This window comes from Ruegeria atlantica (assembly GCF_013032005.1).
GTDB classification, from domain to species: Bacteria; Pseudomonadota; Alphaproteobacteria; order Rhodobacterales; family Rhodobacteraceae; genus Ruegeria; species Ruegeria atlantica_A.
On the sequence record NZ_WQBE01000011.1, the window covers coordinates 19,851 to 32,015 of the forward strand.

The 12,165-nt window shown below is 56.0% G+C and carries 8 protein-coding genes; 1 reads left to right on the top strand and 7 read right to left on the bottom strand.

Annotation, left to right across the window (positions count from 1 at the left end):
- Positions 1 to 380: 380 nt before the first annotated feature.
- The 6 genes from GOX21_RS17255 to GOX21_RS17280 all read right to left on the bottom strand — a co-directional run bounded on the left by GOX21_RS17255 (position 381) and on the right by GOX21_RS17280 (position 10,379).
- Positions 381 to 2,078, bottom strand: a complete 1,698-nt coding sequence (locus tag GOX21_RS17255) for an adenylate/guanylate cyclase domain-containing protein (protein ID WP_302476827.1) — start codon at positions 2,076 to 2,078, stop codon at positions 381 to 383.
- A gap of 116 nt (positions 2,079 to 2,194) precedes the next feature.
- Positions 2,195 to 3,148: an MBL fold metallo-hydrolase gene (locus tag GOX21_RS17260; RefSeq protein ID WP_254428603.1), complete on the bottom strand. Its 954-nt coding sequence runs from the start codon at positions 3,146 to 3,148 to the stop codon at positions 2,195 to 2,197.
- Between the two features lie 152 nt (positions 3,149 to 3,300).
- Complete coding sequence (locus tag GOX21_RS17265) at positions 3,301 to 5,100, bottom strand: NAD(P)/FAD-dependent oxidoreductase (RefSeq protein ID WP_170379244.1); 1,800 nt, start codon at positions 5,098 to 5,100, stop codon at positions 3,301 to 3,303.
- A gap of 148 nt (positions 5,101 to 5,248) precedes the next feature.
- Positions 5,249 to 6,991 (bottom strand): sigma-54-dependent Fis family transcriptional regulator, encoded by a 1,743-nt coding sequence (locus GOX21_RS17270; RefSeq protein ID WP_170379382.1) that lies wholly within the window; start codon positions 6,989 to 6,991, stop codon positions 5,249 to 5,251.
- 295 nt (positions 6,992 to 7,286) lie between these two features.
- On the bottom strand, positions 7,287 to 9,704 hold the full coding sequence (gene gyrB, locus GOX21_RS17275; protein WP_170351934.1) for a DNA topoisomerase (ATP-hydrolyzing) subunit B: 2,418 nt from the start codon (positions 9,702 to 9,704) through the stop codon (positions 7,287 to 7,289).
- A 102-nt stretch (positions 9,705 to 9,806) separates the two neighbouring features.
- Positions 9,807 to 10,379 (bottom strand): TetR/AcrR family transcriptional regulator, encoded by a 573-nt coding sequence (locus tag GOX21_RS17280; protein WP_170379246.1) that lies wholly within the window; start codon positions 10,377 to 10,379, stop codon positions 9,807 to 9,809.
- Between the two features lie 100 nt (positions 10,380 to 10,479).
- On the opposite strand from GOX21_RS17280, the gene GOX21_RS17285 reads away from it, so the two are divergent.
- A complete protein-coding gene (locus tag GOX21_RS17285) occupies positions 10,480 to 11,046 on the top strand; it encodes a carboxymuconolactone decarboxylase family protein (protein WP_170351932.1) in 567 nt (188 codons plus the stop codon).
- On the opposite strand, the gene recF is transcribed toward GOX21_RS17285, so the two are convergent.
- Complete coding sequence (recF, locus tag GOX21_RS17290) at positions 11,043 to 12,140, bottom strand: DNA replication/repair protein RecF (RefSeq protein ID WP_170351931.1); 1,098 nt, start codon at positions 12,138 to 12,140, stop codon at positions 11,043 to 11,045. The two genes, GOX21_RS17285 and recF, sit on opposite strands and share 4 nt — an antisense overlap.
- Positions 12,141 to 12,165: the final 25 nt, after the last annotated feature.

The window sequence follows — 12,165 nt, forward strand, 5'->3', positions numbered from 1 at the left end:
GCCCAGTTCCTTCAGACCAGCCAAGCTCGGCGCATAAACAGAAAAGGAACCAGCTATGTCACGTCGCATTAGTCAGCTACCCGGTTCGCTCGACGCTATTTTCTTTGGGTTTGCATCCGAACCCAAGACCCGGTGCCGTCGCAGACCTGAGACCAGTTATCCAAAACGAATGAGGCGCGTTGGGCCTGTTTCCCCAATGCGCCGCCACCGGTTTAAGGGAAACCTTGACTGCTAGATCGGTGCCACAATTTGTGAATTCGATGTACCAGTCAGTTTGTTGGCATCCCAGCCCAAAGTGGCCCTTCAAATTCGAGCTTTGCAGGCACTAATATGCGCGATCAAGCTGCCGGTTTTGCCAGGGCAACTTAGTTCCGGCACCGCTATTCTGGCAACCCTGCCCGGCGAAGTGCCTCAAAGTAGCGTTCAGCGCCTTCAGAGCCACCATAGTCCACGTTGCTACGCCACTTCGAAATCGTCTCACCAGGTTCCATTTGCAGCATTTGCGCCAAAGCAGCAGACGCTTCTTCAGGTTCCCCAAGCATTGCGTGAGCAGCAGCCCTCGTGCTGTGAAGTGCGGCATAGTTTTTTGAGAAGCGCAAACCTGCCTCAGCGTAGCCGATGGCATCGCGGTCTCGACCAAGCATAACGCAAGAGGTGGCAGCACCTCCGGAAGCACCTACGAAAACGGCTCCATATTGGCCCAACCGAAGCGCCGTCTGAAAACAGCTTAATGCCATTTTAGGAAACCCGGCCCAGTTGTATCCCCAACCCATAAACAAATGCAGGCGGGCATCTAATGGCGCTCGTTGCCTGATTTGCTCAAGCGCCACGGAAAGTCGATCAGCATCCCCGTCCACATTATAATCCGCCACGGCAACACTCAGATCAAGCGTTGGGCTTTGACCTGCCATGTGTCGACCGGCCTCAATCCAGTGTGGTAGTTTCTCGTAATAAGATGACAGTTCGCGTCGAAGATCATAGGTTCTCGCGCCATTCATTGTCCAAATAGCTTCGGCATAGGCGGCAGCGAGGGTTGGTTTGGCGTCGATGGCCCTGGCGTGGTACGACAACGTCTCTTCATAGCTGTCGATGCTGGCCTCCGACCATGTGATCATGCCCATCAAGACGCACTGTTCGGCAGTCAGTTCGTCTTCAGGCAAAGCGGAGAGCTTTGCGGTCAGCGACTGGATCAAGATTCCGCTAACCGCATCCAACAGTTTTTCTACAACTTCGTCCTGCCAATCAAAGATAGCATCGACCGAACCGTCGAACTTCTGAGTCCAGATTTCAGGACCAGAAGAGTCATTTAGGCGGGCTTCCAGACGCAATCGGTCGCCGTGTCCACGCAGCACGCCGCGAAGTACATATCCCTCGGATGCTTCCGTGGATGTTATTGCCGCGTTTAACCAGTTGATCGTTCGAAAAAAAGAGCCGAAATCTGAAGTAAGAGCTGCGGCCGTTTCCTTTAATTCGGTTCGTTGGTCGCTGCACGTGACAGGATGAATGGATAGCTTTGGCAAGCTCGTCTCTGTGAAAGAATGCGAGCTTTGCGATGCGCCAAGTTGCGGTCCATTGTGAATCCACACATCCAGGCTGCGCTGGATGTTCTTGAGCTTCTTTTTCCCAACTGCTTTGAAAGCGTCTGCCAGAGTGTGTTCAAGGTTCAAATGTACGGGTTCAGAAATTGCGATGCCACCGGTTGGCGCAATACTCTCAAGCCGTGCCGCAATGTTTACACCGTCACCTAAGATGTCGTCACCTTTTTCAGTGATGTCGCCCACATGAACACCAATCCGCATGTTCATTAACGAGTGTTCAGCCAACTGCTCTTGTAGCTGCATTGCTGCGGTTACAGCTTGCGCCGCGCTGTCAAATTGCACTAGCCAACCATCGCCCATGCTCTTTACGACACGACCTGATTGGCCTGCTATCGTTGGGGTGACGATGTCGCTTTCCAGGTGATCAAGCATTAGAATTGTGGCTTGCTCGTCTTTGTGCATAAGCGCCGAATACCCAACGACATCCGCGGCTAGAATTGCCGCCAACCTTCGTTGCAACTGTTGCCCCTTGTTTGACATACGTTCGACGATAGTTGATGCGGCTCCTCACTCCAACCGGCAGGGACATTGTTCGCTCAGCGCTCGTTAATGAATATCTCTGCTTTCTGGCATCATCGACTACGGGACGCCAAATCTCATTCGTCCCAACGAAAACTGTCGTTATCGGCTTTCACATGCCCTATTGAGGGCAACGCGAAGTGAGACCCCAAGACCAAGCAACTGGTTTCCGAGCAATGCTCAAGCAGCAATCTACGCGACTTCACAGCCAATTCGGCGTCAGAATCGAATTTGAAATGCCAGTCGGGATGTTTACATTGCGCGGTCGTATGAAGCGCATCGCCAGTAATCAACGCCTCATCACCCTTGCTCTTCACGAGTACAGAAACATGGCCCGGCGTATGTCCTGGCGTAGGGAACAAAGTCACATGGTCGCCCAACTTGTGCCCTGCCTCCACCAGTTCCACCTGACCAGCTTCCACTACAGGCAAGACGCTTTCGACGTAGGTAATACTGTTCTGCAAACGCTGAGTTTCTTCATCGTCTTTGGGCAAAAGGTAGCGTGCGTTTGGAAACGTAGGCACCCAACGACCATCTTTTAGCTGCGTATTCCAACCGATATGGTCTACGTGAAGATGGGTGCACAGCACGTAGTCAATTTCGTCGGTGCCGAGGTCAGCCGCTTTCAATGCTGCTATAAACCGGTCGTCTGATCGTTGGTGCCAAGCTTGGTGATTTAGATTGGTCTTATCATTGCCGACACAGCTATCCACCAAAATGTTATGTGAAGGCGTTTTCAGAAGGAAACCTTGTATGGGTAAAATTAGTCGTCCCGAGTTGTGGTCGATGCTGCCTGGAACAAGGCTTTCAATAGCGGCTTTGACATCTGGTCCGGCGGTTGGAAACAACTCTTCTGGCTTCATGAACGGGGCATGAATTTCAAGAATTCGCCAAACCTCAACATCACCAATCTTGCAGAGCATTGCATTCAATCCTTTGGTCGCCTGAGTGTTGGACACAACCGACTCTCCAGGCAATTGAAACAAGGTTTCAAAAGCCTTCATCCAACGCGCGATCTTGCAAACAGACATATTGTGTTGCCTAAAAGCAGAACGCAGCCCGTGGATGGAGCACTTGGGAGAAATATCTCAGAAACGCGGCGTATATGACTTACCAAATCATAGTACTTTTTGGGCCATCCGTACAAATTTGCAAAGTCTGCTTCTCGGTCGCGGCACATGCTTTAACTGAGGTGATGCACTTCTTGCATGCCGTAGACCGGCGTTGGTACACCCTCCATCCGGGCCTTTATTTGCAGCGACAGGAACTGTGAATAATGTCGGGACTGATGCAGGTTTCCACCATGCATCCAGAGGTTTGGAAGCTGTGTCGGCTTCCACATATTGCGTTGCTCGCCTTCCCAAGGCCCCGGGTCCTTGGTTGTGTCAGAGCCCAGACCCCAACATTTCCCAAGCCGATCCGCCATATCCTGACCCATCAGGTCAGCAACCCAGCCGTTCATCGAATTATACCCGGTCGCATAGACCACCAGATCGGCATCCAGATGCGTTCTGTCATCAAGGATGACTCCGGTTTCATCAAGCGCAGTGACCTGACCGCGTTTCAGCTTGATCTCACCATCAATGATCAACTGGCTGGCCCCAATATCGATGTAATAGCCTGATCCGCGGCGCAGGTATTTCATGAACAGCCCGCTTTCGTCATCGCCCCAATCCAGCCAGAACCCGGCCTTTTCCAGACCGTCATAAAACTCTTTGTCCTGCTCTTTCATCGCGGCATAGGCCGGAATCTGGAATTCATGCAGAATGCGATAAGGCAGTGATGCAAAGATCAGATCGGCCTTTTCGGTCGTCATGCCAGACCGCACCGCACGTTCAGAATAAAGATCGCCCAGTCCGATTTCCATGAGGGTGTCCGAGCGGACAATATGGGTTGAGGACCGCTGCACCATTGTGACATCGGCATCGTTTTCCCAAAGCGCGGCGCAGATGTCATGGGCCGAGTTGTTGGACCCCACCACGACAACCTTCTTGCCTGCCCATCTGGCCGGCCCGTCGTGTTCCGAGGAATGTGCCTGCTCACCTTTGAAAACATCCATACCCGGAAAATCAGGCATGCGTTTCTTGCCGGACATACCCGTCGCCATGATCAGCTGCTTGGGCCGCAACACCACCTCTTCGCCATCCCGGTCCACCGTGATGGTCCATTCGCCCTTGTCTTTATCGAAGGTGGCGGATTTGGCCGTCGTGCGCGTCCAATAATTCAGCTCCATCACTTTGGTGTACATCTCAAGCCAGTCGCCGATCTTGTCCTTGGGCGAGAACACGGGCCAGTTTTCCGGGAACTTGATATAAGGCAAATGGTCATACCAGACCGGATCATGCAGGCAGAGGGATTTGTAGCGATTGCGCCAACTGTCGCCAGGCCGGTCATTCCGTTCAACGATGATCGTCGGGACACCGAGCTGTCGCAGCCGCGCACCCATGGCGATCCCACCCTGACCACCGCCGATGATGACGCAGTAGGGCTGTGTTTTGTAGCCCAGTTCAGCCTCTTCTTGGGCCCGTTCTTCCGCCCATGTGGTCCTGTGTTTACCCGCACCATGCTTGGCCCCAAGTGGGCGGTTGAACCCTTTGGGCTCTTCATGACCTTTCAGCTCGACCATCGTGGTCAGTAAGGTCCATATCTTGCCATCCTTGAGGCGGATTAGCCCATAGCCGCGTGCCACTTCGGTTTCGAACTCGATCCACGCGGTGGTTATTCCGCCGTCTTCAGTGGGCACTTCACCTTCGGCTATTTTCCAACCGCTCGGCTTGGTTGTGGCCAACTGATGCCCGAGCAAATCTGCCACCTGCGCCTTGCCTTCGACCGTTTTGATATTCCAGGTAAAGCTGACTAGATCGCGCCAATAGCAATCGTCCTGGAACATATCGCAGGCGGCATCGATATCGCCTTGGGACAAAGCCGAACCGAAGTCATCCAGGAACCCCTGCACCTGATCCGAGAGTGTTGTGTCGAGCATGTCATCCTCCCTATCTCCACGGAGCAAAAGGCTGGCAAATCCGCGTCCCTTCGGGCAAGTCGATTTGGCGGCTCAACGCTTGACCTAGGCCAAAAACACCAAGACTTGTTGCGCGCGCAACAAGGGCGCAACACGAAGGCATGTTCGTTTATGCAGGTGAAATAAGCCCGGCCTTTCGCACACGGCGCAGGATTGTCGACCGGTTCACGCCAAGGCGTCGCGCCACTTGAGACATGTTCCAATCGCAAGCACGCAACAGTGCTTCCAAATCATCTGAGTCTAGCTTTTGCGCAGGGGCGAGCGCCGGGGCTGGCAAATCCGTCAAGTCGATGATGTTGTCCTGACACAGGGCGACCGCGCTGTGCAGCAGATGTTCCAGTTCACGAATATTGCCGCTCCATAGTCGTGATTTCAGATCGGCGCGCGCGACTGTCGACAGGTGAATATCATGGCTTGCAAACCGTCGAAGCAGGCGATCAATTAGCCAATCCAGATCCGCTCGGTGGCGCAAAGGCGGCAGAGAAAATGTGGCCCCCGCAATCCGGTGCAGCAGATCTTCACGCAGACCGCCCTGCAATCCCGCCGGGGGTTGCCGACATGAGGCAATGATCCTCAGATCAGCCCGCCGCTCAAGCACTGCTAAAAGAGAGGCCTGTGCAGGCTCGCTCAGGTCTTCAACACCGCGCAGGAACAGCGTGCCCGGGTCGATGGTTTGGCAGAAATCGAATGTCTCGGTATCGCAGCAGATCACTGTGTGGAAATCCTGTCTCGCAGGATCGGCCATGTGGATCGCACGCGCCAGTTTGGTCTTGCCCGTGCCGCTTTCACCGGTCAGCAAAAGCGGCAGGCTGGTCGGTGCAAGACGTGCAGCATTGTTCAAAAGCTGCTGAAGGTCCGCGTCCGGCCCCGCAAAACTGCCAAGGGCTCCGGGCAGAACCTGTTCTCGCTTGCGCAGGGCCGCCGTCATCTGCGACGTCTGTGGCGCAACGGCATGACCATAGAGCGCGCGCCCGTCCTTGAGGTGTAGAACGCGGTCTTCGGACGGTCTGCCGCGCATGAACTCCGGCATGTCATCAACACTGATTTCAAGCCAGTCCTGCAATTGCGACCCGATCAGGTGGCCCGAACCGTCCGGGTCCAGTGCGCGTCGAGCCCCCGAGGTCATACCAATGATCTTGCCGCTTCCGTCCACTGCAACCGCCGCTTCTGGATCGACCTCAAGAAATTCGGGGCTTGCTGAAAAGCGCAGGACCCAATCGCGCCGGGTCGATGCCATCAGGTTTGCCATCTCGACGCGACGGGCGGAATTCGTCACCAATGTCATGGCCAGATTCTGCGACGCCTTAGGCGAAGGGCCACGCAACAACGAAACATCCAGAACAGCCGCAAGACCACCTTTGGTATCGAAAATAGGCGCTGCCGTACAAGACAGCGGCGTATGCGTGATCGAAAAATGATCCCCCTGATGGATCGTCACCGGCTGACCTGTAACGATGCACGACCCTACCCCGTTCGTTCCTGCCAACTCTTCCGTCCACTTGAATCCCAGATGAAGACCGGCAGTTCTGAGTTCGTCCTCAAAGTTCCGGTCGCCAAAGAAATCGACGCAGACGCCATCCGCATCCGCAAGCAGCAGGACGTAGTTCTGCCCTGCAACCTGCGCAAACAACGATTGCAGCCCCGAGCGCGCTGTTGCGATCAGACGTTCGGATTGCTCTAGATGTTCACGGAATTTGGTGTCAGGCAGGATATGCGCGGGTTCCTGCCGTGAGGGATCCATACCATAGGTTTCAACACAGCGCTGCCAGCTGTCCGCGACAAGCCGGTCTCTCCCTGTATCGAACCCGCTTAAGACACGGTCAATCTCTTTTGTGTGCTGGCGATCCAACAGCTTCCCACCCTACAAATCCTCTCTAAAATTAGCATGAGGATGGCTTCGCGCCTATGTTCAAATTTCGTCTGGCAAACGTTTTGGCGCTTTGCCTCGTCAAGCTGACCTTCGTTGAACGCGCAGCATTAGGGAGACCCTTTGCGGGGTTGAGCCCCGCAAAGCGCCATAAACGCAACGACTACGTCAAAACTGATTGAATTCACCGCTAAGGCGGACAAGCGCGGAGCGCAAAACTATGGGCAAACTATGCAAACTTATAGGGTGCGCGAAGTGTTATGCGCAAACCTACAGAGACTTAGAAATCCAGATTCTCGACGCTCAGCGCGTTTTGTTGGATGAATTCACGGCGCGGTTCCACCACGTCGCCCATCAGCTTGGTGAACAGGTCATCTGCCTCGACCATATCGTCCACCCGCACTTGAAGCAGAGTCCGTGCGTCCGGGTCCAGCGTGGTTTCCCATAGCTGGTCGGGGTTCATCTCTCCCAACCCTTTGTAGCGTTGCAGCGATAGACCCTTTTCACCCTCTTCCAGAATGGCGCGCAACAAGTCCAGCGGGCCGTGGATCATCTGGCTACGGTCGCGACGGATGAGGGTGGCGGGGGTGTTGTAGATCTCTTGTAGGCTTTGGGTAAAGCTGCCGGTTTTGCGGGCCTCGCCCGAGCGCAGCATGGGGCCGTCCAGCGTGCGGACCTCTTCAACACCGCGCAAGATACGGGCCAGACGGATGCCGTGATCCTGCGTGATCCGACCTTGCCAGCCGCGTTCGTATTCCAGCGCAATCAAGTCCAAACGGGCGGCAACTTTGTCGGCCACACCCTGCAGGTCAGCATCCACAGCACCCGGCACAAAGGCACCGGCAACGGCGGCCTGTTCCAGAATGTGGCGCGGATAATGGGTCGGGAATGCGTCCAATACGCGTTTCAATTGACGCGCCTCATCGACCACACGGGTCAAGTCCTGTCCGATGATCTCTTCACCCGAGCCCAGTTTCAGCACGGCCCCTTCAACGCCCTGATTGATCAAGTAGTCATCCAGAGCGGCTTGGTCCTTCAGGTAAACCTCTGATTTACCGCGTGAAACTTTGTAAAGCGGCGGCTGCGCAATATAGAGGTATCCGCCTTCGATCAGTTCCGGCATCTGCCGATAGAAGAAGGTCAGCAGCAGCGTTCGGATATGCGCGCCGTCAACATCCGCATCGGTCATGATGACGATCTTGTGGTAGCGCAGCTTTTCGATGTTGAACTCATCGCGGCCAATACCGGTGCCCAGCGCCATGACAAGGTTGCCAATCTCCTGCGAAGACAGCATCCGGTCAAACCGCGCCCGTTCCACGTTCAGGATTTTCCCTCGCAACGGCAACACCGCTTGCGTCAGACGATCCCGACCCGTTTGAGCTGATCCGCCAGCCGAGTCCCCCTCGACAAGGAAAACTTCGGTCTTTGATGGGTCCTTCTCGGAGCAGTCCTTCAGCTTGCCGGCTAGGTAATTCACGTCCATCGCCGTTTTGCGGCGGGTCAGTTCGCGTGCCTTGCGCGCGGCCTCACGCGCCAGAGCAGCCTCGATGATTTTGCCGACAATTGTCTTGGCCTCGTTCGGGTTCTCTTCGAACCACTCTGCCAGCTTTTCGTTCATTAGACCTTCAACCGCTGGGCGCACCTCGGACGACACCAGCTTGTCCTTGGTCTGGGACGAGAACTTCGGATCGGGCACTTTGACGGACAACACACAGGTCAGACCTTCGCGCGCGTCATCGCCGGTAAAGCTGACCTTTTCCTTTTTCGCGATCCCGCTGGATTGCGCATAGTTGTTTATCGTGCGGGTCAACGCGCCCCGGAAACCGGCAACATGGGTGCCGCCATCGCGCTGTGGAATGTTGTTGGTGAAGGGCAGGACCGTCTCGTGATAGCTGTCATTCCACCACATAGCGATTTCCACGCCGATATCGTCGCGTTCGCCCTTGATATAAATGGGTTCTGGCATCGCCGCCGATTTCGAGCGGTCCAGATACTTGACGAACTCCTTAACGCCACCCTCATAGAACAGCTCGGTTTCCAACCGTTCCGCCGGGCGCTCGTCGATCAGGATGATACGCACTCCCGAGTTCAGGAAGGCCAGCTCGCGCAGGCGTTTTTCCAGCGTTTCAAACGAGTATTCCAGATTCGAGAACGTGTCGGTCGAGGCCAGGAACCGCACCTCGGTTCCGGTGCGGTCGCCACACTCCTCGACTACTTTCAGGTGCTCGACCGTTTCGCCGCCTTCGAACCGGGCGACATGCTCTTTGCCATTTCGCCAGACACGCAGTTCCAACCAATTGGACAGGGCATTCACGACCGAAACGCCAACACCGTGCAGACCGCCCGACACTTTGTAAGAGTTGCTGTCGAACTTACCGCCCGCGTGCAGCTGCGTCATGATGACCTCAGCCGCCGAGACACCTTCTTCGGGGTGAATATCCACCGGAATACCACGCCCGTTGTCGCTGACCGAAACGCTGGAATCGGCGTGAATTTTCACTGTCACATGGTCGGCATGACCGGCCAGCGCCTCGTCAATACCATTGTCGACAACCTCATAGACCATGTGGTGCAAACCCGAGCCATCGTCCGTGTCGCCGATATACATGCCCGGACGTTTGCGAACCGCCTCTAAGCCTTTGAGAACTTTGATGGAATCAGCACCGTATTCCTGGGGTGCCTGTGCGTCGTCGGACATTCAGTCAGTACCTATATTATTTTGGTAACTTATACGTTTTCTGGTGGGGAATGTCACGCGCTCCCCCAAGATTTTGTGGTTTGGATGACCTTGATTTGCGGATCAAAGCCGATCGAGGTCGGCCGCGATATCTGCGGCAATTTCCGCTGCGTTCACATCATCCCGCTCGGCCGACAATCGCAGGCCCAGAAGGTCGGATTGATACCGCGCGGCAAGACGCTCCGGGTCATGTTCCGAACCGATCTCACCGGCCTTTTGCGCGCGTTGAAACAGGTCTGCAAAACAGGTCTTCATTGCGATCATGTGGATGCGGGCCTGACTTGCCAGCTCATGTCCCCGCGCCTGCAATTCGGCATAGGTTTTGGACAACATGCAAGCCTTGGTAGGCAACACAGACGCCTCGACCACCAGTCGCGGCTGGGCCTTGAGCGCCTCTAAGGGGCCCAGATCCTGCGCCAAGGCCATCATATTGGCGACGCCATCCTGCGCATAGCGTTCCATTGCCAGCGCATAAAGCGCATCCTTCGAACCAAACGCCGCATAAAAGCTGCCTGGCTTCAACTTCAACTCACGCTCTAGGTCCTTCAACGATGTTCCGGCCCAACCGTGACGCCAGAATATATCTCGGGCCTGAGCGATCAGGGTATCTCGGTCATAGGCAGGTTTGCGGGGCATCATATTCACCAATTCTTGAACGGTTGCTCAAATATATACTTGAGCGACCGCTCAAGAAAGGCTATTTCGGACTCAGCCGCCAGAAAAAAGGAATTCCCAAATGGCCAACTTCCCTTCACACGACCTCGAATCCGCCCCTGAAGGTTCCAAACCATTGCTGGAAAAATCTCAGGCCGCGTTTGGCCGCCTGCCCGGTTTGCACAAAGTGATGGCCGAAAGCCCCCAGCATTTGGAAGGCTATCAGGTGCTGCACCATCTGTTCGTGCAGACAGATTTCGACAATGACGAAAAAACCGTCGTCTGGCAGACCATCAACGTGGAAAACGAATGCCATTACTGCGTGCCAGCGCATACCGGCATTGCCAAGATGATGAAGGTCTCGGACGAGATCACCGAGGCCCTGCGCAACGAAACCCCGCTGCCCAATGCCAAGCTTGAGGCGCTGCGCACGTTCACCCTGCAAATGATGGAAACCCGGGGCAACCCGTCCGAGGAACAGCTGCAGGCGTTCTTTGATGCAGGCTACTCGCACCGCGCTGTATTGGACGTGGTGCTGGGTCTGGCGCAGAAAACCATGTCGAACTACGTCAACCACATGGCACAAACGCCGGTTGACGAGGTCATGCGCGGCTTCCTGTGGGAACGCAAAGTCAGCGAACCCGCCTAAGCGGAAACGACCGAGCCCTCAAGGCCATCACTCACGATCAACGTCTGGGCCCGGTCGCCCAGTTCCGCAAACAGCTCAGGCCCGGTGCCCGTCATCCAGGCCTGAGCGCCCAGCGCGCAAATCTCATTATACAGCGCCGCCCGTCGCCCCGCATCCAGATGGGCGGCCACCTCATCCAGCAACACGATCGGAGGCGCGCCAACCATCCCGGCCAGCGCCCGCGCGTTTGACAGGATCAGCGACACCAACAGCGCCTTTTGCTCTCCGGTCGAGCAATCTTTGGCTGGCACACCTTTGGCGGCAAACACACCATACAGGTCCGACCGATGCGGCCCGACCAATGTGCGCCCTGCAGCCAAATCGCGGAAACGGCTTTCATTCAAGGCCTCGCGCAAATCCTCAGCTGCCTCGGGCATCGCGCCTTCGGTTTGCACCAATTCCAGATCAGCGGACGGAAACGCCGTTTCCGCCTGTTCCTGCGCCCTTCGCAGATGTTCCAACGCGGCCAGCCGCGCGGAGTGTATTCTATGGCCGGTCTCGGCCATCTGCCCTTCGAGCGCTGCATACCAATGGGCATCGCGCACCTGCTCTTTCAGCAGGCGGTTGCGTTCACGCATGGATTTTTCATAGGTCAGCGAGGCCTCGGCATGGGCGGGGTCGAAACTCAGCGCAATCCGATCCAGAAAGCGGCGCCGCCCCTCAGCCCCTTCGATCCACAGCCGGTCCATCGAGGGGATCAGCCAAACCACCCGCGCCAGTTTACCCAGATCTATCTGATTGGACGCTTTGCCATCGATCCGAACCTGCCGCGCCGCGCCACTTTCGGACCAGGTCTCGATCTCGTAATTCCGGCCCTGTGCTTGCAACAGGCCGGACAGCTTCCAGCCCAGCGCCTCAGGTCGCCGGGTCATCTCGGCCGCGCTGGCCCGGCGCATACCGCGACCGGGGGAAAACAGCGACACTGCCTCAAGAATGTTGGTTTTGCCCGCCCCGTTCGGTCCATGTATCGCCACAGGCCGCCCATCCAAGGACAACCGCACTAGCTTGTGGGACCGGAAATGCGAGACCGTAAGTTCGGTCAGGGCCAAACTCATGACCCATCCCTTTCGTTAAAAAACA